This window comes from Amycolatopsis sp. NPDC005232 (assembly GCF_040607795.1).
Lineage (GTDB): Bacteria > Actinomycetota > Actinomycetes > Mycobacteriales > Pseudonocardiaceae > Amycolatopsis.
On sequence record NZ_JBEXHL010000004.1, the window covers coordinates 71,826 to 94,021 of the forward strand.

Annotated in this window: 21 protein-coding genes; 10 read left to right on the forward strand and 11 right to left on the reverse strand. The window is 69.7% G+C overall.

Annotated features, from left to right (window positions below; all coding sequences use genetic code 11):
• Positions 1–24: 24 nt before the first annotated feature.
• Positions 25–2,448, reverse strand: coding sequence for an ATP-dependent helicase HrpB (hrpB, locus tag ABZU76_RS09760; RefSeq protein ID WP_354866918.1), 2,424 nt, complete (start codon positions 2,446–2,448; stop codon positions 25–27).
• Positions 2,445–3,275, reverse strand: a complete 831-nt coding sequence (locus ABZU76_RS09765) for a glutamate ABC transporter substrate-binding protein (RefSeq protein WP_354866920.1) — start codon at positions 3,273–3,275, stop codon at positions 2,445–2,447. Before ABZU76_RS09765 ends, hrpB begins: the two co-directional genes overlap by 4 nt.
• Before the next feature lie 88 nt (positions 3,276–3,363).
• Here ABZU76_RS09765 and ABZU76_RS09770 point away from each other — a divergent pair, with 88 nt between their 5' ends.
• The 6 genes from ABZU76_RS09770 (at position 3,364) to ABZU76_RS09795 (ending at position 5,811) form a co-directional block, all read left to right on the forward strand.
• Positions 3,364–3,921 (forward strand): MauE/DoxX family redox-associated membrane protein, encoded by a 558-nt coding sequence (locus ABZU76_RS09770; RefSeq protein ID WP_354867604.1) that lies wholly within the window; start codon positions 3,364–3,366, stop codon positions 3,919–3,921.
• Positions 3,922–3,926: 5 nt separating this feature from the next.
• On the forward strand, positions 3,927–4,727 hold the full coding sequence (locus ABZU76_RS09775) for a thioredoxin domain-containing protein (RefSeq protein ID WP_354866922.1): 801 nt from the start codon (positions 3,927–3,929) through the stop codon (positions 4,725–4,727).
• Between the two features lie 79 nt (positions 4,728–4,806).
• On the forward strand, positions 4,807–5,124 hold the full coding sequence (locus tag ABZU76_RS09780; RefSeq protein WP_354866923.1) for a hypothetical protein: 318 nt from the start codon (positions 4,807–4,809) through the stop codon (positions 5,122–5,124).
• 78 nt (positions 5,125–5,202) lie between these two features.
• Positions 5,203–5,349 carry a hypothetical protein gene (locus ABZU76_RS09785; protein ID WP_354866925.1) on the forward strand — a complete coding sequence of 49 codons (147 nt, stop codon included), beginning with the start codon at positions 5,203–5,205 and terminating at the stop codon, positions 5,347–5,349.
• Positions 5,333–5,620 (forward strand): YbaB/EbfC family nucleoid-associated protein, encoded by a 288-nt coding sequence (locus ABZU76_RS09790; protein WP_354866927.1) that lies wholly within the window; start codon positions 5,333–5,335, stop codon positions 5,618–5,620. The genes ABZU76_RS09785 and ABZU76_RS09790 overlap by 17 nt, the downstream gene beginning before the upstream one ends.
• Positions 5,617–5,811, forward strand: a complete 195-nt coding sequence (locus tag ABZU76_RS09795; protein WP_354866929.1) for a hypothetical protein — start codon at positions 5,617–5,619, stop codon at positions 5,809–5,811. Before ABZU76_RS09790 ends, ABZU76_RS09795 begins: the two co-directional genes overlap by 4 nt.
• Here the strand turns inward: ABZU76_RS09795 and ABZU76_RS09800 are convergent.
• Complete coding sequence (locus tag ABZU76_RS09800) at positions 5,808–6,599, reverse strand: hypothetical protein (protein WP_354866931.1); 792 nt, start codon at positions 6,597–6,599, stop codon at positions 5,808–5,810. The two genes, ABZU76_RS09795 and ABZU76_RS09800, sit on opposite strands and share 4 nt — an antisense overlap.
• 166 nt (positions 6,600–6,765) lie before the next feature.
• Between ABZU76_RS09800 and ABZU76_RS09805 the strand changes: the two genes are divergently transcribed.
• Positions 6,766–8,610, forward strand: coding sequence for a glycoside hydrolase family 3 N-terminal domain-containing protein (locus ABZU76_RS09805; RefSeq protein ID WP_354867606.1), 1,845 nt, complete (start codon positions 6,766–6,768; stop codon positions 8,608–8,610).
• A gap of 73 nt (positions 8,611–8,683) precedes the next feature.
• Entirely contained in the window at positions 8,684–9,988 is a 1,305-nt protein-coding gene (locus ABZU76_RS09810) for an RICIN domain-containing protein (protein ID WP_354866933.1), read from the forward strand.
• A gap of 87 nt (positions 9,989–10,075) precedes the next feature.
• Here ABZU76_RS09810 and ABZU76_RS09815 read toward each other — a convergent pair whose 3' ends face one another.
• The 6 genes from ABZU76_RS09815 to ABZU76_RS09840 form a co-directional block, all read right to left on the reverse strand.
• On the reverse strand, positions 10,076–10,435 hold the full coding sequence (locus ABZU76_RS09815) for a hypothetical protein (RefSeq protein WP_354866935.1): 360 nt from the start codon (positions 10,433–10,435) through the stop codon (positions 10,076–10,078).
• Positions 10,432–11,745: a PepSY-associated TM helix domain-containing protein gene (locus ABZU76_RS09820; RefSeq protein ID WP_354866937.1), complete on the reverse strand. Its 1,314-nt coding sequence runs from the start codon at positions 11,743–11,745 to the stop codon at positions 10,432–10,434. Before ABZU76_RS09820 ends, ABZU76_RS09815 begins: the two co-directional genes overlap by 4 nt.
• A 42-nt stretch (positions 11,746–11,787) precedes the next feature.
• Positions 11,788–12,066: a hypothetical protein gene (locus ABZU76_RS09825; protein WP_354866939.1), complete on the reverse strand. Its 279-nt coding sequence runs from the start codon at positions 12,064–12,066 to the stop codon at positions 11,788–11,790.
• A complete protein-coding gene (locus ABZU76_RS09830) occupies positions 12,036–12,425 on the reverse strand; it encodes a hypothetical protein (protein WP_354866940.1) in 390 nt (129 codons plus the stop codon). Before ABZU76_RS09830 ends, ABZU76_RS09825 begins: the two co-directional genes overlap by 31 nt.
• 102 nt (positions 12,426–12,527) lie before the next feature.
• Positions 12,528–16,319 carry a DNA topoisomerase (ATP-hydrolyzing) gene (locus tag ABZU76_RS09835; RefSeq protein WP_354866942.1) on the reverse strand — a complete coding sequence of 1,264 codons (3,792 nt, stop codon included), beginning with the start codon at positions 16,317–16,319 and terminating at the stop codon, positions 12,528–12,530.
• Between the two features lie 29 nt (positions 16,320–16,348).
• Positions 16,349–18,400 carry a DNA topoisomerase IV subunit B gene (locus tag ABZU76_RS09840; protein ID WP_354866944.1) on the reverse strand — a complete coding sequence of 684 codons (2,052 nt, stop codon included), beginning with the start codon at positions 18,398–18,400 and terminating at the stop codon, positions 16,349–16,351.
• 317 nt (positions 18,401–18,717) lie between these two features.
• Here ABZU76_RS09840 and ABZU76_RS09845 point away from each other — a divergent pair, with 317 nt between their 5' ends.
• Complete coding sequence (locus ABZU76_RS09845) at positions 18,718–19,833, forward strand: LLM class flavin-dependent oxidoreductase (RefSeq protein WP_354866946.1); 1,116 nt, start codon at positions 18,718–18,720, stop codon at positions 19,831–19,833.
• 28 nt (positions 19,834–19,861) lie between these two features.
• Positions 19,862–20,470: an FMN reductase gene (locus ABZU76_RS09850; protein WP_354866948.1), complete on the forward strand. Its 609-nt coding sequence runs from the start codon at positions 19,862–19,864 to the stop codon at positions 20,468–20,470.
• A gap of 48 nt (positions 20,471–20,518) precedes the next feature.
• Here ABZU76_RS09850 and ABZU76_RS09855 read toward each other — a convergent pair whose 3' ends face one another.
• Together ABZU76_RS09855 and ABZU76_RS09860 are read right to left on the reverse strand one after the other, a co-directional pair.
• Complete coding sequence (locus ABZU76_RS09855; RefSeq protein ID WP_354867609.1) at positions 20,519–21,796, reverse strand: RNA polymerase sigma factor; 1,278 nt, start codon at positions 21,794–21,796, stop codon at positions 20,519–20,521.
• A complete protein-coding gene (locus tag ABZU76_RS09860) occupies positions 21,793–22,149 on the reverse strand; it encodes a YciI family protein (protein ID WP_354866950.1) in 357 nt (118 codons plus the stop codon). The genes ABZU76_RS09855 and ABZU76_RS09860 overlap by 4 nt, the downstream gene beginning before the upstream one ends.
• Positions 22,150–22,196 lie beyond the last annotated feature (47 nt).

Consider the following 22,196-nt stretch of genomic DNA (forward strand, 5'->3'; position numbering starts at 1 on the left):
GCTACCCCCGACCTTCGACAGGGGTCAGCGCGACCGGCGGGTGGTGTGGCGCGTCGGCGTGGCCGTCGCGGGGTCCTCGGGCCAGGGGTGTTTCGGGTAACGGCCACGCAGGTCGGCGCGCACGGCCGCGTACCCGGTGCGCCAGAACGACTCCAGGTCGGCCGTCACGGCGGCGGGCCGGCCGGCGGGGGAGAGCAGGTGCAGCAGCACCGGGACGCGGCCGTCGGCGACGGTCGGGGTGGCCGTCCACCCGAAGGTCTCCTGCAGCTTCACCGCGAGCACGGGCTGGTCGGCGGTGTAGTCCACGCGCAAACGCGAGCCGGACGGGACTTCGAGGCGGTCGGGCGCCAGCTCGTCGAGGCGCGCGGCTTCGGGCCACGGCAGCAGGCCGCGCAGGGCGCTGCCGACGTCGACCGTGGCGAGGTCCGCGCGGCGGCGGGCGCGGGATAGGTCGAGCCAGCTGTCCACTTCGGACAACAGAGTGTCGTCGTCGACGGCCGGCCACGGGGCGCCGAGCACGCGGTGCAGGAACGCCATCCGCTCACGCAGGCGCCGGCCGTCTTCGCTCCAGCGCAGCAGGCTCAGGCCTTCGGCGCGCAGGCCGGTGACCAGGGCTTCGTGCACCAGCTGCGGCTTCGGCGACCGCAGCGGGCGTTCGGCGAGCACGATGGCGCCGAGGCGGCGGACGTGCCGGGCCACCACGTCGCCGTCCCAGGCGACTTCGTCCGCTTCGGACACCACGGCGGGCGCGGCTCGCACGGCGAGGGTTTCGTCGGCGACGGCGGCGAGCCGGATCGTGCCCTGCACGCGGCCGGGGTCGCGTGTGGCTTCGCCGACGGCCAGCCATTCGGCGTCGCCGAGACCGCTGCCCGCGGGGAGCTCGGCCGCGGTACCGCCGGCCATGAGGTACACGGGTGCGCTTCCCGGCCGACGCCTCGCCAGCCGTTCGGGGTGAGCCAAGGCGACGACCAACGCGGCGTCGGGTTTGCCCGCGTTGCCAGGGGATTTCACCAACCCCGAAAGCCGCCGGACCTCCGTTTTCCACCGCCGCGCCGCGTCGTCTGTGCCGCCGCGCAGGCGCCGCAGCTCGGCCTCGACGTCGGTCAGCTGCGCTCCCGCGTCGAGGAGGGCCACGACCTCGGCGGCCACCCGCGTACCCACCGCGGCGGATCCGTCGAGCAGCGCGCGGGCGAGCCGCGGGTGCAGGCCGAGGTCGGCCATCCGGCGTCCGCGCGGGGTGATGGTGCCGTCGGCGGTCGTCGCGCCCAGCGTGACCAGCAACGTCCGGGCGGCGGCCAGCGCGCCCTCGCCCGGCGGGTCCCACCAGGCGAGGGCGCTGCCGTCCGGGGTGGACCAGCACGCGAGCTCCAGCGCGAACCGCGCGAGCTCGGCCGTGCGGATCTCCGGCTCGGGGTATGCGGGCAGCGTCGCCTGCTCGTGCTCCGGCCAGCAGCGGTACGCGCGGCCGGGTGCTTCACGGCCCGCGCGTCCGGCTCGTTGCTCGGCGACGGCCGCGGACACGCGCACGGTCGCCAGCCCGGCGAGGCCGCGCCGGTGATCCACTCGCGGCACGCGGGCCAGCCCGGAGTCCACAACGGACCGCACGCCGGGCACGGTGAGGCTCGACTCCGCGACGGCCGTGGCCAGCACCACACGCCGGCGGTCACGGGGCCGCAGCGCGTCGTCCTGGCGGGCGGCGGTGAGGCGGCCGTGCAGCGGCAGCACGTCGGCGTCGAGTGAGCCCAGCTGCGCGGTCGTCCGCGCGATTTCCCCGGCGCCGGGCAGGAACGCGAGCACGTCACCGTCCCCTTCGGACAGTGCCAGCCGGATCGTCGACGCCACCGTGGCCTCGATCCGCGCGCCGCGGGCGGGCGCGCGGTAGGTGAGCTCGACGGGGTAGGTGCGGGCGTGCGCGGTCACCACGGGTGCGTCGCCGAGCAGCTCGGCGAGCCGTCCGGCGGCGACGGTCGCCGACGTCGCGAGCAGCCGCAGGTCGTCGCGCAGGCCGGCGCGGACGTCGAGCAGGAGGGCGAGCAGCAGGTCGGCGTCGAGGTGGCGTTCGTGGCACTCGTCGAGCAGCACCGTCGACACGCCGGCCAGCTCGGGGTCGTTCTGCACGCGCCGCACGAGCAGGCCGGACGTCACGACCTCGATGCGGGTGCGCGAAGACACCTTCCGGTCGCCGCGCACGGAGAACCCGACCGTCTCGCCCACCGGTTCACCCAGCAGCGCGGCCATCCGCGAAGCCGCGGCTCGGGCGGCCAGTCGGCGCGGTTCGGCGACCACGACACGGCCCCCGCCGTTCTCCAGCGCGAGCGGCACGAGCGTGGTCTTCCCGGTGCCGGGCGGCGCGACCAGCACGGCGGTGCCATGGTCCGCGAGCGCCGCCAGCACGTCGGGCAGCACCGCGCGCACGGGCAGGTCGGGCAGGTTTTCCAGGCGGCTCACTGCTCGGTGATCTCCGGCGGCTTCGGCAACGGGTAGTTCGACGGGCCGATGTTGGCCTGCAGCGACCGCAGCCAGTCGCCGTCCGAGACCATCTTGCGGATGGCGTCGTCCACGGCGTGCTGGCCCTCGGCGTCGCCCTTGCGCAGGCCCACGCCGTAGCGCTCGGTCGAGAACGGGTGCCCCACCACGCGCAGCAGCTCGGGGTCCTGCGCGACGTAGCCGGCGAGGATCACCGCGTCGGTGGTCACGGCGTCGACCTGGCCGGCAAGCAGGGCCGTGACGCAGTCGGGGTACCGCGGGTACTCGACGAGCTGCACGGCCTGCGCGAACTTGTCGCGCACCTGTTGCGCCGGGGTCGAGCCGGTGACCGAGCACAGCCGTCGGCCGTTGAGGCTCTCCGGGCCGGTGATGTCCGACGACGTGCGCCGCACCAGCAGGTCCTGGCCGGTCACGAAGTACGGCCCGGCGAACGACACGAGTTGCTTGCGCTTGTCGGTGATCGAGTACGTGGCCACCACGAGGTCGACGCTGCCGGAGGTGACGTCGGATTCGCGCGTGGCCGGCGTGGTCTCGTGCCACGTGAGGTGGGCCGGGTCCACGCCCAGCTCGCCGGCGACGAACTCGGCGACGTCCACGTCGAAGCCCACGAACCGGCCGTCGACCGTGCGCTGGGAGAGGCCGGGTTGGTCGAAGCGGATCCCGATCGTGAGGTGGTCACCGTCACGCGCGCGTTTGACGAGCGAATCGCCGGGCGAAACCGTGCCTGGACCGCAGGCCACGCACGTGACCAGCAACAACAGGGCGGCGACCACCGCGCGAACTCGCATGCCCGCCTCCCGTCGGTGGGTGTTGACAACTCACGAAGTTCTCAGGTCCGGCGGCTAGCCTAGGCGTGTGCGACGACTGTCCCAACCCGTGCTCGACACCATCGGCACCCTCGCCCGGCTCGGGCTCGCGGCCGTGTGGCTCGTTTCGGGTGCCATAAAACTGGCCTCGCCGGGGCAGACCTTCATCGCCGTGCAGGCTTACGACGTGCTGCCGAGCGCGCTGGTCCGGCCGGTCGCGACCGCGTTGCCGCTGGTCGAGCTGGTGCTGGGCCTGCTGTTGCTGTTCGGGCTGGCCACGCGCTGGGTCGCCACCGCGGCGCTGGTCATGCTGGCCGTGCTCGTGGCGGGCATCGCGCAGTCGTGGGCGCGCGGGCTGAGCATCGACTGCGGCTGCTTCGGCGGCGGCGGGCACGTGGCCGCCGGCCAGACCGAGTACCCGCAGGAGATCTTGCGCGACACCGGGTTCGCGGTGCTGGCCGTGTGGCTGATTGTGCGTCCGCGTTCGTTCTTCTCGGTCGACGGCTGGCTCGGCTGGGGACGGCGGCGCGCGGCAGTGGAGGATGCCGCTGTGGAGGATTCCGCGGAGACAGGGAGCTCCGCGGCGCTGGGGGACGAGTACTCCCCGAGCATCGCTGAAGGGAAATAGGAACCGTGGGTGAAGCAGCGCGGAAGCGCCAACGCCAGGCGCAGGCCGCGAAGTCGGTCGCGCAGGCGAGGGGTGCCTCGAGCGACCGGAACAAGATCATCGCCGTCGTCGTGGCGGTCGTGGTCGTCGCCGCGGTGGTGATCGGCGGCGTCGTGTGGATCAACTCGAGCAAGAACTCCACCGAGGGCACGGCCATCGCGCCGACCACGTCCACGACGCTCGGCCCCGGCGTGGTCGAGAAGCTCGACGGCGTGGTCGTCTCCGTCGGCAAGCCCGGCGCGCCCAAGACCATCGACCTGTACGCCGACTTCCTGTGCCCGTACTGCAAGCAGCTGCAGGACACCTACGGTCCGAAGATGGAGCAGGCGGTCAACAGCGGCCAGCTGACCGTGCGGTACCACATGGTGACGCTGCTCAACGAGAACTCGGACCCGCCGGGCTACTCGCTCGACTCGGCCAACGCGGCGCTGGCCGCGGTCTCGTCGCAGAAGTTCACCGCGTTCCACGACGCGCTGTTCAAGAGCCAGCCGGAAGAAGGCGGCCGTGGCTACGACAAGGCGCAGCTGATCAAGCTCGGCCACGACCTGGGCATCACCGACCCGAAGTTCGACCAGACGGTGAACGCCGGGACCTACGACCAGCAGATCCAGGCCGCTTTCCAGCAGACGGAGAACGACCCGAACCTGGCCCAGGACTTCCCGAACGGCGCGCACGGCTTCGGCACGCCGACCGTCGCGGTCAACGGCAAGGCCATCTCGACCCAGGGCGACTGGCTCACCGGCGTGCTGAACGGCACCGGCAGCTGACCACCTGATCCGGTCATTTCGCCTGTCCGGGCACAACCCGTCCGTTGACCTGGCCATCTCGGCTCAGGGGAGGGGCGGGTTGTGTCCGGACATTCCGGTTTTTCACGCCGACGGCGGCGCCTACGAGGCGTCCGCGCGCCAGGTCGACCCATTCGGCGACGACGTCCGGCAAGCGGGCTCGCGGCACATCGCCCCGCACGTGACGGTCGGATTCTCCGACATGGGCCACGAGTCCGGCTTCTCCGGCGCGTATGGCGCGCGCATGCGTTCGCTGCTGCAGCGGCTGCACGCCCTCGGCGGCGGGTGGCACGAGGTCGGCGAGGCCGCGCGGCGCACGCAGGGCAACTTCGCCGCGGTGGGGGAGGAGCACGGCGACGCGCTCCGCAGGCTTCGGTGACCGTCGAGGTCGAGCAGGTCGTGCGCGGCGGGCTGGACACCACGAACCAGTTCGCGGCCAAGCTCAAGCACGACCCGGGTGCCGTCAACGGTGCGCGCCGATCGCGCGACCGCGACCTCGCAGGGCCTGGAGAAGGTCCTTTCGCTGGTGCTCGACCAGGACCAGCTGGCGTCGCTGGGGTACGAACGGTTGACCGAGGATGATCCCGATGCCCAGTACTCGTGACCTGATCGGCCAGGCCCGCGTCCGCGAGGCCGCGCTGTCTCAGGTCGCTGCCCTGATGGCCGACGCGCGCGGCTCGGCCCACGCCCTCGACGGCACGGTCGAGGTCACCGTCGACGCCCTGGGCGCGCTGCGCCGGCTGTGGCTGGCGCCGTCGGTGATCGACGCGGACCCGTTGCGGCTGGCCGCCAGGTCGAGGTCACGCAGCCGGCGATGGTCGAGGCCACGCAGGACTGCTACAACAAAGTCGCGCTCCAGCTGGGCGAAGACGTGACGCTGCTGATTGAACAGCTCTCCGGCCAACCCGCCCCGGCGCGCTCCCCGGACGACGACCCGGGCATGACGGTGGAGGAGTTCCAACGCCTCCGCTCGCAACGGCTCGCCCGGCTCACCCGACGCCCCTCTGCACGATCCTCCGCCGAAGACGACGCGTACTTCGACAACGCGTCACCTTGGTCCGACTAACCGCGCGGCGGCAGCTTTTCGCACAACGCCTGGGGAAACTCCGGCAGCGCGGCGCGGATTTCTTCGCAGGTCCCGGTTTTCGTGCCGTTCTCCTGCTTCCAGCCCCGCGGGTCCCACGCGTAGACGATTCGCTGCACCGGCCCGGCCGGCGGGACGCAGCTCGTGTTGCCGACCGGGCAGTCCCCGACGTGCCGGTTGAGGTCGAGCACCAGCCACCGGCCGTCGCACACGAGCACGTCGCGCACGCCGTTCAGGTGCTTCACCGGCACGTCGAGGTCGAACACCGCCCGGTCGACCCACGCGTCGGCGCAGTGATCGGCCGGCGGTGTGCAGCCGAGGAACTCGTCGCAGCGGGCGAACGTGGCGCCCGTGCGGTGCCAGGCCTCGGTGTTCAGCACCAGCGCTCGGTTGCCGATCGGGCCTGCCGCGGTGAACGGGACATCCGCGAGTTGCTGGGTCGGGCAGCCGCCGAAGGCCGAGTTCGACGACTCATAGACGACATTGGTGTTCACAGCGTCCGGTGTCTCCGTCGCTCCGGGGATCGGCTCGACGCGCGGTGAACGGGAGCAGCCGGGGCCGCCGGCGGGCAGCAGCACGTGGATCACGACCGAGGCCGGGTCCGGGCCGGGGTCGATGCCGTCGACCCGTGCGGCGAACGTGACCCAGTTCTGCGGGGCGGTCGAAGCGGCGGGTGCCTCCGGCGTCGTTCGCGAAAAGGTGTAAACGAGCGCACCGATCACCAGCACGGCGATCACGATGAGTGCGGGCGCGACGAACTTGCGAGTCATGGTCCCTCCCCAGGCCGAGGCCAGATTACCCGGTACAGCCGCATTGTTCGCTCTTTCGGCGGTCCCGGTCACCGGCAACCGGTTTGTCCGCAAGGTCTGGACCACTCGTGAAACCTGTGTATTAATTCAAGACGTGAAGTTTGGTCCCTCGACGAGGAGTAGCCAGATGCGCGTTGGTCGTTCGATCACGCTGGGGGTGCTGGCCGCGGCGCTGGCGGTGAGCGCGCACGCGCCGGCGCTGGCCGGGAACCAGCCTGCGTACAAGGATGCGCGGCGGCCGGTTTCGGTGCGCGTCGCGGATTTGATGAAGCGCATGACACTCGACGACAAGCTCGGCCAGATGATGCAGGCCGAGCGGCTGGGGGTGAAATCGCCGGCGGACGTGACGACGGGGCGGCTGGGGTCGCTGCTGTCGGGCGGCAGCTCGCAGCCCACGCCGAACACGCCGGCGACCTGGGTCGACATGTACGACGGCTTCCAGAAGGCCGCGCTGGCGACACCGCTGGGCATCCCGCTGATCTACGGCGTCGACGCGGTGCACGGCCACAACGGCGTGTACGGCGCGACCGTGTTCCCGCACAACATCGGGCTCGGTGCGTCTCGCGATCCGAAGCTGGTGGAGAAGATCGGCCGCGCCACGGCGGAAGAGGTGTCCGGCACGGGCATCGACTGGGACTTCGCGCCGTGCCTGTGCGTCGCGCGCAACGACCGCTGGGGGCGGACGTACGAGTCGTTCGGCGAGGTGCCGCAGCTCGCCACTGAGATGACGTCGATCATCACCGGGCTGCAGGGCCGCTCATTGGGCGGTCCGGCGTCGGTGCTGGCGACAGCGAAGCACTACGTGGGCGACGGCGGCACCACCGGCGGCGTGAACGAGGGCAACACGCAGCTCAGCGAGCAGGAACTGCGCGCCATCCACCTGCCGCCGTTCAAGGAGGCGGTGAAGCGCGGAGTCGGCTCGGTGATGGTGAGCTACTCGAGCTGGAACGATGTGAAGCTGCACGCCAACAAATACCTCGTCACCGACGTCCTCAAGAAGGAGCTCGGGTTCGACGGCATCGTCGTCTCGGACTACAACGGCGTCGACAAGATCGACGGCCAGACCGGCTTCACACCCGACGAGGTCGAGGCATCGATCAACGCGGGCATCGACATGGTGATGGTGCCGTATGACTGGCAGAAGTTCATCGACACCCTGCGCACTCTTGTGCAGGACGGCAAGGTGCCGATGTCGCGTATCGACGACGCCAACCGGCGCATCCTCACGAAGAAGTTCCAGCTGGGGCTTTTCGAACACCCACTCACCGACCGGCGTTACCTCGGCACCATCGGAAGTCAGGAACACCGTAACCTCGCGCGCCAGGCGGTGCGGGAGTCACAGGTGTTGTTGAAGAACGAACACAACGTGTTGCCGCTAGACAAGAGCCGCAGCAAGGTCTTCGTGGCGGGCAAGAGCGCCGACGACATGGGCAACCAGGCCGGCGGCTGGACCGTCGGCTGGCAGGGCACGTCGGGACCGGTCATCCCGGGGACGACGATCCTGCGGGGCATCGAGAACACGGTGAAGAAATCGTCCACCGTCACCTTCAGCAAGGACGGCAGCGGGATCGACAAGTCCTACGACGTCGCCGTCGCCGTGGTGGGGGAGACGCCGTACGCGGAGACCAAGGGCGACCGGCCGGGGGACATGGGCCTCGACGCCACCGACCTCGCGACGCTGCAGAAGCTGCACGACTCGGGCGTGCCGACGGTGGTCGTGCTCGTGTCGGGCCGTCCGCTGGACATCGCCAAGCAGCTGCCGGACTGGGCCGGTTTGATCGAATCGTGGCTGCCGGGCAGCGAAGGCCAGGGCGTGGCCGACGTGCTCTTCGGCGACTACAACCCGACCGGCAAGCTGCCGGTCACCTGGATGCGCAGCGCCGACCAGCAGCCGATCAACGTCGGCGACGGGAAGCCCGCGCTGTTCCCCTTCGGCTACGGGCTGCGCTACCACCAGCGTTTCCCGTGGTGATGCACCAGAAGTAACCCTTCCACATCTCCTCTCCCCCTCCCCCTGCCCCCCTCCCCCACCGGAAGGATCGCCCATGTTCGCCAAACGACGCCCGTTCGGGCTGGTCGGGAAAGCGCTGGTGTTCTTCGCCGCGTGCCTCGGCCTCGCGTACGGTTCGCCCGCGCTGACGCCGCACGCCGCCGCGGCGACGCCGTTCAAAGTGCTCGCTTTCTACAGCGGCACGTACGACGCGGCGCACATCAGCTTCGAAAACGAAGCGCGCCCGTGGTTCCAGCAGCAGGCGGCGGCCAACGGCTATACGTTCACGGCCACCAACAACTGGAACCAGCTCACCTCGCTGACCACCTCGCAGGCCGCGGTGGTGATGTTCCTCGACGACCAGCCGCAGTCGCAGGCGCAGTTCGACGGGTTCAAGCGCTACATGGATTCCGGCGGCGGGTTCTTCGGCTTCCACGTGACGGCGTACAACGACAACTCGTCACCGTCCTATTCGAACTGGTTCCACAACGACTTCCTCGGCACCGGCCGGTTCGTCTCCAACTCGTGGGGCCCGACCGGTGAGACGCTGAAGATCGAGAACCGCACGCACCCGTCCACGGTGAACCTGCCGGCGACGATCCAGTCTTCGGTGAGCGAGTGGTACTCCTGGCAGAATGACCTGCGCCAGAACCCGAACATCTCGATCCTGGCCTCGCTCGACCCGGGCACGTTCCCGGTCGGCGACGACCCGTCGCAGACGTGGTACAGCGGGTACTACCCGATCATGTGGACGAACAAGAGCTACAAGATGATCTACGCGAACTTCGGCCACAACAAGATGAACTACGACACGAACACCGCGCTGTCGTCGACGTTCGCCAGCCCCGACCAGAACCGCTTCGTGCTCGACGGCCTGCGCTGGCTCGGCGGCGCCACCGGTGACGGTGGCACCACACCGCCCGCCGGCGGCATTTCGCCCTCCGCGTGGTACCCGGTGGTGAACAAGGCCACCGGCAAGTGCGTCGACGCGGCCGCGGCGGGCACGACCAACGGAACGGTGGTGCAGCAGTACACCTGCAACGCCACCAACGCGCAGCAGTACCAGTTCCAGCCGACCAGCGACGGGTACGTGCGCGTGAACAACCGTGGCAATGCGGCGGAAGTGCTCGACGTCCAGGACGTGTCCACTGCGGACAACGCCGGCATCCAGCTGTGGTCCTACAGCAATGGCGCCAACCAGCAGTGGCTTCCGGTGTCCGAGGGCGGCGGCTACTACCACCTGACCGCCCGGCACAGCGGCAAGTGCCTGACGGTGCCCGGTGGTTCGACGGCCGACTCCGTGCGGCTCGTGCAGGCCACTTGCAACGGCGGGGCGGCGCAGTCCTTCAAGATCGCTTGATTTTTCGGTACGTGCCGGGTCCGCCTTGACGCGGCGGCTGGCCCGGCTCGGGGCCGCCTCGGGGTTTCTGCCCCGGGGCGGCCTTTTTCATGCCGGTCGCCAGGTGGTCTGGGCGCGGATCACGACGACGGCGAGCGCGAGGAATGCGACGGCGATGACGACGGCGGCCCAACGGCCTTGTTCGTTGGCGGACCACGCCGTGGCGGCGGGGAGCAGGACGAGGGACGTCGCGAGATAGGCGAGGTGTGTGCCGAGTTCGGCGGGGCGGTCTCCGGTGAGAAGGCCGGTGACGTCGGCGATAGCCTGGACGACGAGGGCCAGCTCCACGACGGCGAGTGCCGGCAGTGCCTTTTCGCGGCGGTAGCGGCCGGCGAGCCCGGTGCTGAGCACGGCGAGCCCGCCGGCCACGCAGACCACCGTGGTGGCGAAGGCCAGTGTTTCGATCACGCCGTTGCCTGGCGTGGTTCTGTGTTCGCCGGTGTTTCGCGCCGGGTTTCCCGTTGTGCCCGGGCTTTGCGACGGCGGCGTTTCGAGCCGGAGCGCAACAGCCAGGTCGAGATCCCCGTGAGCATCAACGCCAGCGGCGCGAGGCCGAGGACGAACCAGACGATCCGCCACCAGCCGCCGACGAGCCAGCCGAAGTGGGCGGGCTCGAAGACCTTGTCGTAGAACGAGTTCGCGCCCGGCTCGGGTTTGGCGTCCACATCGGACACGTGGGTGGCGTCGTGGCTGTCGACGTACACGGTGTGGTCGCCGCCGAAGAACGTGCGGGCGCCGTTGGGCTGGTAGCCCTCACTGGCGATGGAGACGCTGTAGTAGCCGTCCTGCGGCGTGGTCAGGTACCTGATTTCGCCGGGGGTTTCGGCCAGGGCCGCGGCGGCCGCCTGGTCGACGCCGATTTCCGGGGTGCCGGCCGCGGCGGCGTTGGCTGTGAACGAGTACTTCTGCGGGTCGGCGGCCGTCCCGCCGGTGACCGCGAGCCACGCGTCCTTGACCGGCGGCAAGTAGAAGGCGGCGCCCGTGACGCCCCACATGAGCACGAACGGCACCGCGACGATGCCGATCACGTTGTGCAGGTCGTAGTCACGCGCGAAGCGGCCTTTGCCCGTGCGGACGCGGAAGCCGTGGGAGAAGCGCCGGACGCCGGGCCACCACACGACGATGCCAGTGATCGCGAGCAGCACCATCAACAGCCCGAGCACGACCACGAGCAGCAGCCCCCAGTTCGTGCCGGGCGGCCAGGCGAACCCGATGGTCGGCACGGGTTTCGCGAGCCACGACACGTAGCCCGGGTAGCCCTCGCACGTCAGGCCGCAGTCGTGGAGGTTCGCGAGGAACCCCATCACCCCGCTCTCGAGCCGGGTGCTCCCGTTGATGTGCCCGGTCCCGGGGTCGACGGCGTACGCCTCGGCGAAGTCCGGGTCACCGACCGCGATCACGCCGCCGTCGTTGCTCACCCACGCGGGGGAGAACTCCGGGTGCGCGATGGCCACGATGTCGCGCGCCTGCTGGAGGCCGATCGGGTGCTCGGTGGGCGTCTGGTGGTAGAAGTCGCTGTGCGTCGCGCGGAAGTACTCGCCGCGGTACAGCAGGATCGCTCCGGACGTCGTCTCGAGCACCAGGAACAACCCCAGCACCAGCGACGTCCACCGGTGCGTCACGACCAACACGCGCCGCACGGGCTTGCGCCTCAGCCAGCGCCTGAACTTGCCGGAGCGGGCCGGCGCCTGGGCGCGCGTCAGCTCGTCGGTGCTCATCCGTCCCCCTCGATCCGGTGATCGAAGTGAGGTTAGCCTTACTTAATTCTCACGTAAAGGGTGGAGGTGTGATGCTCGGGTGGTTTTGTGGGTCCTCCTGGTTCGGATGGCCAGCGCGGCGGCGGTGATGGCGAGGGCTCCGATCACTGCCCATGCGATCGGGACGAGGTGTCCGACGAGGCTGGGCACGGTGGCCAGCACGGCGATCATGACGATGGTCGCCGCGGCCAGCCAGGTCTCGCGTGCTGCCGGCCGTGCGATGATCAGCAGCACGAGCCCGACGGCGATCGTCAGAACCCCCGCCACGCCGACCTCGTCCACGATTCCCAGCCACCGCACGGCAAACGCCACGACAGCGGTGATCCCGGTGGCAGCCGGCCACGGGTGTGGACGGTCACGGGCTTGGGATATCCGGCGATCGCCGCCAGTGTCGCGACTTGCAGCACGAGTTGGCCCCAGTTGCTGGGAAGGGTCAGAAACGTGCCGATGGTGGCCGCCGGGGCGAACGCCGCAGCGAGTTTCCTCCGTCCGGCCAGCAGCGCGGCCAACGCGGGCAACCACAACAGCTCCGCCACAAGCGCCAGCTCGCTGCGTTCTTCGGTTCCGGCTCGGCGCCGTTCACGATGACCCCTCCCGCCGAGACCCAGCCTCAACCGCTGGCGGCCGCGAGGAGTGGTCATAGCTCCAATGTATCGTAAGGCGATATATAACGCGTCGCACGATCGAGGGACAAGAAAAAGCGGGGCACCCGCCACCTGGCAAGTGCCCCGCCGGAAGAGAACTCAGTCTCGCTCGATGGTGTGGCCCACGACGTCCGGGCCGGGGTGGGCGTGGCCGGAGCCGTCGCGGCGGAGGTCGACCTCGGGGAGCTCCACGGGGTCGCCGTTGCGGGCCGCGGCGGCGGGGCGGGGACCGATCCAGGCGACGGCCACCGAATCCTCGCCCTTGAGGAAGCGGTGGGCGCGCACGCCGCCCGTGGCGCGGCCCTTCGCGGGGTACTCGCTGAACGGCGTGACCTTCACCGACTGGCCCGTGGCCGTGACCACCATGGGCTCGCCGTGGTCGTCGTCATCGGTGCGGACGGCGCCGAAGAACACCGCCGAAGCGCCGGCGCTCAGGTTGATGCCGGCCATGCCGCCGCCCTTCAGGCCCTGCGGCCGCACCAGGGACGCGGCGAAGCGCAGCAGCGACGCTTCGGACGACATGAACGCCAGCGTTTCCTCACCATCGGTGAGCCAGGTGGCGCCGACGATCTCGTCGCCGGCCTTGAGCGTGATGATCTCGAACTCGTCGGACCGCACCGGCCACTCCGGCGCGACCACCTTCACCACGCCGGCGCGCGTGCCGATCGCCAGGCCCGGCGAACCCGTCGACTGCTCGCCCAGCGGGGCGACGCCGACCACCGTCTCGCCCTTCTCCAGCGGCACCAGCTCGCGCGCCGCCATGCCGCCGCGCAGCGAGACCGTGCCGGCCTGCTCGGGGAGCACCGGCAACGGCAGCACGTCCGTCTTGAACGCGCGCCCGCGGCTGGTCACCAGCAGCACCTGCCCGCGCGCGGTCGTGTGCACGATGGCGGACACGGCGTCGTGCTTCACGCGGCCGTTGCGCCGCCTGACCTCGGACGACTCCTCCGACTCCGCCGCCGTGCGGGCGACAAGGCCGGTGGCCGACAGGATGACCTGGCACGGGTCGTCGGTGATCTCCAGCGGCCCGGACGGCTTCGACGCCGCCAGCACCTCCTTGAGGTCACCGTCGATCAGCGCGGTGCGCCGCTCGGTCGGGAAGTCCTTCGCGATCTTCGCCAGCTCCGACGACACGAGCTTCTTCAGCACCGAGTCGTCGTCGAGGATCGTCGTCAGCTCCGCGATCTCCTCGCGCAGCCGCTCCTGCTCCGACTCCAGCTCCAGCCGGTCGTACTTGGTCAGGCGGCGCAGCGGCGTGTCCAGGATGTAGGTCGCCTGGATCTCCGAGAGCTTGAAGCGCGTCATCAGGCCGTCCTTGGCCGCCTGCGCGTTCTCGCTCTCGCGGATGAGCTTGATGACCTTGTCGATGTTCAGCAGCGCGATCAGCAGGCCGTCGACGAGGTGCAGCCGCTCTTCACGCTTACGGCGGCGGAACTTGGTGCGCCGCGTGACCACGTCGTAGCGGTGGCGGAGGAAGACCTCCAGCAGCTCCTTGAGCCCGAGCGTCTGCGGCTGACCGTCGACGAGCACCAGGTTGTTGATGCCGAACGACTGCTCCAGCGGCGTCAGCCGGTACAGGTCCGCCAGCAGCGCCTGCGGGTTCACGCCGACCTTGCACTCGATCACGAGCCGCGTGCCGTTCTCGCGGTCGGTGAGGTCCTTGACGTCGGCGATGCCCGTGAGCCGCTTGGACTTGTTGACCTCGTCGGTGATCTTCTCGATCACCTTCTCCGGGCCCACCCCGTAGGGCAGCTCGACGACCGTGATCGCCTGCCGCCCGCGGCTGCCTTCCAGCGGCCCGGTCTCGACGTTCGCGCGCATCCGCACCACGCCGCGACCCGTCTCGTACGCGCGGCGCACCTCGTCCAGGCCGAGCAGCTTGCCACCCGTCGGCAGGTCGGGACCGGGCACGAACTCCATCAGCTTGTCGAGCGTCGCCGTCGGGTGCGTGATCAGCCACCGCGCCGCCGCGATGACCTCGCCGAGGTTGTGCGGGATCATGTTGGTCGCCATGCCGACCGCGATGCCGGACGTGCCGTTGACCAGCAGGTTCGGGAACGCCGCGGGCAGCACCGACGGCTCTTCGAGGGAACCGTCGTAGTTGGGCCGGAAGTCGACGGTGTCTTCACCGAGTTCGCCGACCAGGTGCATTGCTTCGGGAGACATGCGGGCTTCGGTGTATCGCGAAGCGGCCGGTCCATCGTCTGGGCTACCAAAATTGCCGTGCCCGTCGATGAGCGGCGCATTCAGGGAGAAATCCTGCGCCAATCGAACCATGGCATCGTAAATTGCGGTATCGCCGTGCGGGTGGTATTTACCCATGCAGTTGTGAACGACGAATCCCTCGGTCACGAATTCGTGCTCATCCGTGCCCACCTGGATGTCGTAGGTGGTGTCCGGTGCTACCGGCTCGACCGACACCACCTCGAGGAACGAGAACCCGTTGAGTGCGTCGAGTCGTTCGGCTAGCGGGGATCCGATGCGGCGCAGCTTGTCGATCCACCCGTCCTGGTGCGCCCGCGCGAGTGGGAACGAGCGGTCGGCCAGTGCGGTGCCGTGCCGGTCCTTGCCGTAGCGGACTTTGGCTCCGCTCGCGGCCGACAAAGAGGCGCGGAATGCGATTCCCTCGGTGTCGCGGAACCAGCCACCGCCGATGTGGGAGGCGGAGAATTCGGCCATGACCGCTTTGTTCGGCAGCCGGTCGTTGCCCTGCTTGCCGCCGTAGCCGTAGCTGATTTCCGTGAGTTTTTCGAGATCGCTCTTCTTGTAGCCGATTTTGGTCCACGGCAACAGAATGGATGCCAAGGTCGCGGCATCGGATCCGCTGATGGAAAGGCCCAGCAGCGTTTTGTGACCGTTCTGCTTCGGGTTGGTCCAGTGGTGACCGTGGATGCCCGAATCCGCGAGCATCGCGTAGACCTGCCGGATGAGTGCTTCGCTCGTGCTGACGTAGACGAGCTCCCGCTGGTTCTTGCGGATGTAGCCGTCGCCGTCGAAGATGCCGGCCAGGAACGGTGCCCACGCCGACCGATCGGCGAGAACCTCCGCCGGAACGGTCTTCGCGTCGCTGAGGGGGCTCCCCGCGGCAAGGAGGCCTTCGTGCCGCGAGAAGGTGAGGATGTGCTGGTCGCGCCATCCCGGCTTCGCCGCGGCCCGGTTGCCGCGGGTCACGCCCAGCCCGCGGTCCTTCGCCCACTCGTAGACCGCGTCGAGCGGCTCGATGTCGCACATGTGGATGCGCACCCGGCCGTCGGCCTCGCGGTTCCGGTCGACGGCGAACCCCTCGGCGGTGATCAGGCCGAGGAGGTAGGCGTAGAGATCGCCACCCGCGGGCTTTTCCGCCCGGCGTGCGCTTCCGTAGGCCACGGTCAGGCGCCCGGTGAGGTCGCGGGCGTCGGTCCAGGTCAACGTCGAGTCTTCCGCCACAGTCCGGAACCGCTGGCCGGGGGTCACCGTCATCGCGTGCCCGTTCGACCAGGTGACGCGAACGAGCTCGGACACCGGGTTCTCGTAGACCTCGGTGACGGGAACGGCCTTGCCGCGACCGTCGAGCACGAGCTCGCCGATTTCGATGTCCTCGACCGGGCGCAAGCCGTCCGGGGTCGACACCAGGGCGCCGCGGACGAAGCAGTCGCCGACCACGCGGGACGACTTCACGTAGGCGTGTGTCGGCCGGTAACCCTGCTCGTGCATCGAGAACAAGATCCGCCGGTGCACCGGCTTCAACCCGTCCCGCGCATCAGGCAGCGCGCGCGAGTGGATGACCGAGTACGCGTACTCCAGGTACGAGTCTTCGATCTCCGTCTTGAGCGAGTTGTCGAAGACGTTGGCCCCGGCGGAGTCGAACGCGCTGGGATCGACCTTGGTGGTGGTGCCCTTGCGGCGTGCCACGGTAGAACTCCTTGGTAGCTAAGGAAAACTCAGACGTCGATGGCGTCGCGGTCGACGCGGTCGGAGGAGGCGACGAGCCAATTGCGCCGGGGCTCGACCTTTTCGCCCATCAGCAGTTCGAGCGCGCTTTCGGCGGCTTCGGCGTCGTCCATGGTGATGCGGCGGACGGAGCGCGTGGAGGGGTTCATGGTGGTTTCCCACAGCTCGTCGGCGTCCATCTCGCCGAGGCCCTTGAACCGCGGCACCGGCGTGATGATGCTCTTGCCCGCCTTCTCCAGCTCCGCGAACTTCGTCTCCATCTCGCGCTGCGTGAAGGTGAAGTGCGTCTCCGGGTTGCGGCCCTTGGTCACGAGCTTGTGCAACGGCGGCATCGCCGCGTACAGCCGCCCGTCTTCGATCACGGGGCGCATGTACTTCGCGAACAGCGTGATCAGCAGCGTGCGGATGTGCGAGCCGTCGACGTCGGCGTCGGCCATCAGGATCACGCGGCCGTAGCGCATCGTCGTGAGGTCGAAAGTGCGGCCGGTGCCCGCGCCGAGCACCTGCACGATCGACGCGATCTCGGCGTTCTTCAGCGTGTCGCCGAGCGACGCCTTCTGCACGTTCAGGATCTTGCCCCGCAACGGCAGCAGCGCCTGGTACTCCGACACGCGCGCCATGCGGGCCGAACCCAAAGCGCTGTCGCCCTCGACGAGGAACAGCTCGCTGCGGGCGACGCCCGTAGTGCGGCAGTCGACGAGCTTCGGCGGCATCGCCGCGCCCTCGAGCGCGGTCTTGCGTCGCGCGGCGTCCTTCTGCTGCTTCTGGGTGAGCCGCACGCGCGCGGCGTCGACCACCTTCTGCAGCACGACCTTCGCCTCGGACTTGGTCCTGCGGTCGTCGACCCACGCCTTCACGTGCTTGTCGACGATGGCCTGGATCACGCGAGTGATGCCGGCCGTGGACAGCTCGTCCTTGGTCTGTGACGTGAACTGCGGCTCCGGCAGGCGCACGTGGATCACCGCGGTCATGCCTTCGAGCACGTCTTCGAGCGTCGGCGGGTCCTCCTTGGGCTTGAGCAGCCCGCGGGTCTTGCCGATCGCGTCCTGTAGCGCGCGCGTGACGGCGCGGTCGAAGCCTCGGCGGTGCGTGCCGCCGTGCACGTTGCGGATGGTGTTGGTGAAGCACTCCACCGTGCGCTCGTAGCCGGTGCCCCAGCGCAGCGCGACCTCCACCTCGGCGTGGCGCTCCACATTGGACTGCATCACGCCGTTGGCGTCGGCGGCGTTCTCCTTGTACGTGCCCTCACCGGTGATCACGACGGTGCCGCACACCGGCTTTTCGCCCGACGGGGTGAGGAAGTCGACCATGTCCACCAGCCCGTGGGGGTAGTGGAAGGTCTCCTCGGTGATGGTGTCCTCGATGGCCGTGCGCAGCACGTACGTGACGCCGGGCACCAGGAACGCCGTGTTGCGAAGCTTCGCGCGCACGCCCTCGACGTCGAGCGACGCGCCCGTCTCGAAGTAGCGCGTGTCGTACCAGTACCGGATCGACGTGCCGCTGCGCTCGCCGCGCTTCATCTTGCCGACGAGGTTCAGGCCGGAATGCCGCGTGAACTTCGCTTTCGGGCCGGGCGCGTCGAACGTGCCGGGCACCCCGTGCGCGAACGACATCTGGTGCACTTTGCCGTCCTGCTTCACCGTGACGTCGAAGCGGTGCGACAGCGCGTTGACCGCCGAGGCGCCCACGCCGTGGAGGCCGCCGGACGTCTTGTACCCCGAACCGCCGAACTTGCCGCCGGCGTGCAGCCGCGTGAGCACCAGTTCGACGCCGGAAAGGCCCGATTTGGCGTGGACGCCGGTGGGGATGCCGCGCCCGTCGTCGTCGACCTGCACGCTGCCGTCGGCGTGGAGGGTGACGACGACGCGGGTGGCGTGGCCTGCCACGCCCTCGTCGGTGGAGTTGTCGATGATCTCCGAGAACAAGTGGTTGATGCCACGGCTGTCGGTGGAGCCGATGTACATCCCGGGGCGCTTGCGGACGGCTTCGAGGCCCTCGAGGTGCGTGAGGTCGTCGGCCCCGTACAGAGTCTCAGCAGTCACGAGGTCGCTCTCCCGGATCTTGGCTCGCTGTACGGCGTTGTTCAGGCTGGTCGGTCAGGCAGGTGGTTCAGGGTCCAGTGCCTGTGGACGGTGGCGTCCCGGGCAGGCCCCGAGCCGACACCGTACTGCAGGATATCCGCACACCCCGACAGCTTCCGCGCCCTCGGGCCCCGGTGTGGCGAGAGTCCCGTGCGTCAGGGGTACGGGCAGGGGAGTGCGCCGGGTCACCCGCATTGTCACTGTGGAATACTTCTTTCGCGCGAGCAGTTGTGCAGGCAAGGAAGCAGCACCACGAACTACCCGGCTGAGGAGCGGTCATGCAGTTCGGAATCTTCTCGGTGGGCGACGTCACGACCGACCCCACCAACGGCACCACGCCGTCGGAGCACGAGCGCATCAAGGCGATGGTCCGGATCGCCCTCAAGGCCGAAGAGGTCGGCCTCGACGTGTTCGCGACCGGTGAGCACCACAACCCACCGTTCGTCCCCTCGTCGCCCACCACGATGCTCGGTTACATCGCCGCGCAGACGAAGACGATCACGCTGTCGACGTCCACCACGCTGATCACCACCAGCGACCCGGTGAAGATCGCCGAGGACTTCGCGATGCTGCAGCACCTGGCCGACGGCCGCGTGGACCTCATGCTGGGCCGCGGCAACACCGGCCCCGTGTACCCGTGGTTCGGGCAGGACATCCGCCAGGGCATCCCGCTCACCATCGAGAACTACGCCCTGCTGCGCCGCCTCTGGCGCGAAGAGGTCGTGGACTGGGAAGGCAAGTTCCGCACCCCGCTGCAGGGCTTCACCTCCACCCCGCGCCCGCTGGACGACGTGCCCCCGTTCGTGTGGCACGGGTCCATCCGCAGCCCGGAGATCGCCGAGCTCGCCGCGTACTACGGAGACGGCTTCTTCGCCAACCACATCTTCTGGCCGACCTCGCACTACCAGCAGCTGATCGGCTTCTACCGCCAGCGCTACGAGCACTACGGCCACGGCAAGGCCGACCAGGCCATCGTCGGGCTCGGCGGGCAGGCCTTCATCCGGCCGAAGTCGCAGGACGCGTGGAACGAGTTCCGGCCGTACTTCGACAACGCGCCGGTGTACGGGCACGGCCCCTCGATGGAGGACTTCACGTCGCAGACGCCGCTGACCGTCGGCAGCCCGCAGGAGGTCATCGACAAGACGCTGACCTTCCGCGAGCACTTCGGCGACTACCAGCGCCAGCTGTTCCTCATGGACCACGCCGGCCTGCCGCTGAAGTCCGTGTTGGAGCAGCTCGACCTGCTCGGCGAGCAGGTGGTGCCGGTGCTGCGCAAGGAGCTCGAGTCGATGCGCCCGGCGCACGTGCCCGACGCGCCGAACCACGAGTCGTTGAAGGCCGCGCGCGACGCTGAAGAAGCCGCCGAAGAAACCGCTGAAGAAACCCGCGTCTGAACCCCGTTTCGGAAAGAAGAAGGCAGAAATGACCGCACGCACCATCGCCGTGGTCACCGCCGGGCTGAGCCAGCCGTCGTCCACGCGGCTGCTGGCCGACCGGCTGGCGGACGCGACGCGCACCGCACTGGGCCCCGACACCGTGGTCGAGGTGATCGAGCTTCGTGACACCGCCGTGGACGTCACCAACAACCTGCTCACCGGTTTCCCCGGCCCGAAGCTGAAGGAAGTCATCGACACGGTGACGCACGCCGACGGTCTCATCGCCGTGACGCCGGTCTTCACCGCTTCGTACAGCGGGATGTTCAAGTCCTTCTTCGACGTCCTGGACAAGGAAGCACTCGAGGGCAAGCCGGTGCTGATCGCCGCGACCGGTGGTACGGAACGGCATTCGCTCGTGCTGGACTTCGCGTTGCGGCCGCTTTTCGCTTACCTGCGCGCGAATCCCGTCGCGACGGGCGTGTACGCCGCATCGTCGGACTGGGGCAGCGCGAACTCGACCGGCACGCTGCAGCGGCGCGTCGAGCGTGCGGCGGGCGAGCTGGCGGCGGCGGTCTCGGCCGCACCCGAGGCGAAGGCTTCGGACGAGCTGACGTCGTTGCCGTTCGAGCAGCTGCTCGCCGGCGAGGGCTTTTAGCCGACAGTCCGTGAAGGGCACCTTGGAGGACTTCCCCCAAGGTGCCCTTCACTGCGTTTCGGGGGAGATTTCGCTCAGGCGGCGGCGCAGGAAGCGACGGTCGGCTTCGTTGCCGGCCAACGCGAGCGCCGCGCGGTACGCGTCCGCTGCTTCCTCGCGACGGCCGAGGCGGCGCAGCAGGTCGGCGCGCGTGGCGGGCAGCAGGTGGTAGCCGTCGAGGTCGCCCGCCATCGCGTCGACGAGCGGCAGGCCGGCGGCCGGGCCGTCGGCCATGGCGACGGCCACCGCGCGGTTGAGCTGCACGACCGGCGACGGCACGCGCTTCGCGAGTTCCCCGTACAGCGCGGCGATCTGCGGCCAGTCCGTGTCCGAAGCGGCAGGCGCGGCCGCGTGGCAGGCCGCGATGGCCGCCTGGAGCTGGTACGGGCCGGGCGAGCCGCGATGCAGCGCCGTGTCCACGAGGGCGAGGCCTTCGTCGATCGCCACCGCGTCCCAGCGTGAGCGGTCCTGGTCTTCCAGAGTCACGAGCTCGCCGTCGTCGTCGAGCCGTGCGCTGCGGCGGGAGTGCTGGAGCAGCAGCAATGCCAGCAAGCCTTCGATCTCGGGCTCGTCGGGCATGAGCGTCAGCAGCGTCCGGGTGAGCCGGATGGCCTCGGCGCAGAGGTCGTGGCGCGCGGGCGCGTCGCCGGCGGTCGCGGCGTAACCCTCGTTGAACAGCAGGTACAGCACGCCGAGCACGGCCGCCGTGCGTTCCGGCAGCAGGTGCGCGGGCGGCACGCGGTAGGGGATGCCGGCTTCGCGGATCTTGCGTTTCGTGCGCACGAGCCGTTGCGACATCGTCTGCTCGCTCACGAGGAACGCGCGCGCGATCTCCGCCGTCGTCAGGCCGGCGAGCGTCCGCAGCGTGAGCGCGACGCGGCCGTCGAGCGGCAACGCCGGGTGGCAGCACGTGAACATCAGCCGCAGCCGGTCGTCCCGCACGCCGCTGGGGTCGGCTTCGGGCTCGTCCGTCGGCGCCAGGGCGGCGACTTCACGCAGCTTCGCGGCTTCCGTGGTGCTGCGTTTGAGACGCGTCAGGGCGTGGTTGCGCGCGGTGGTGGTGAGCCACGCCGCCGGCCGCCGGGGCACGCCGTCGCGCGGCCAGCGTTCCAGCGCCCGGGCCAGTGCCTCCTGCACGCACTCCTCGGCCAGGTCCCAGTCGCCCGTCAGCCGGATCAGCGTGGCCACCACGCGGCCGCCCTCCTCGCGGAAGGCGGCCGTGACCGCGGCCTCGACGGCGTCAGCGGCGTCAGCGGCTTCGGCGGCTTCGGCGGGGTTCGAGTTCAGCTTTCTTCCCCGGCGAAGGGCCACAGCGGCCGGACCTCGACGGCTCCGTGCCGCGCGGACGGATGCTTCGCCGCGACTTCGAGGGCCTCGTCGAGGTTCTCGCAATCCAGCAGGTCGAAGCCGAGGATCTGCTCCTTCGTCTCCGCGAACGGCCCGTCGGTCAGCAGCACCTCGCCGTCGTTCACGCGGATGGTGGTCGCCATGCTCGCGGGCCGCAGGCGCTGGCCCATCAGGCGCACGCCGCGGCCGTCCATCTCCTTCACCCACGCTTCGGTGGCCGTGTCCATCGGCTCCGACGGCAGCGGTTTCGACTCGTCGTGGCTCGTGCCGCAGATCAGCATCAGGTAGCGCATCGGGTTCGCCCCTTCTCTCTGGTGGTTTCCTACCGCGCCGGGGCGCG

Coding starts and splice junctions, on each gene's coding strand:
- ABZU76_RS09765 (WP_354866920.1), bottom strand. CDS start 3,275: ATGCGAGTTCGCGCGGTGGTCGCCGCCCTGTTGTTGCTGGTCACGTGC.
- ABZU76_RS09790 (WP_354866927.1), top strand. CDS start 5,333: ATGCCCAGTACTCGTGACCTGATCGGCCAGGCCCGCGTCCGCGAGGCC.
- ABZU76_RS09800 (WP_354866931.1), bottom strand. CDS start 6,599: ATGACTCGCAAGTTCGTCGCGCCCGCACTCATCGTGATCGCCGTGCTG.
- ABZU76_RS09805 (WP_354867606.1), top strand. CDS start 6,766: ATGCGCGTTGGTCGTTCGATCACGCTGGGGGTGCTGGCCGCGGCGCTG.
- ABZU76_RS09810 (WP_354866933.1), top strand. CDS start 8,684: ATGTTCGCCAAACGACGCCCGTTCGGGCTGGTCGGGAAAGCGCTGGTG.
- ABZU76_RS09820 (WP_354866937.1), bottom strand. CDS start 11,745: ATGAGCACCGACGAGCTGACGCGCGCCCAGGCGCCGGCCCGCTCCGGC.
- ABZU76_RS09830 (WP_354866940.1), bottom strand. CDS start 12,425: ATGACCACTCCTCGCGGCCGCCAGCGGTTGAGGCTGGGTCTCGGCGGG.
- ABZU76_RS09845 (WP_354866946.1), top strand. CDS start 18,718: ATGCAGTTCGGAATCTTCTCGGTGGGCGACGTCACGACCGACCCCACC.
- ABZU76_RS09850 (WP_354866948.1), top strand. CDS start 19,862: ATGACCGCACGCACCATCGCCGTGGTCACCGCCGGGCTGAGCCAGCCG.
- ABZU76_RS09860 (WP_354866950.1), bottom strand. CDS start 22,149: ATGCGCTACCTGATGCTGATCTGCGGCACGAGCCACGACGAGTCGAAA.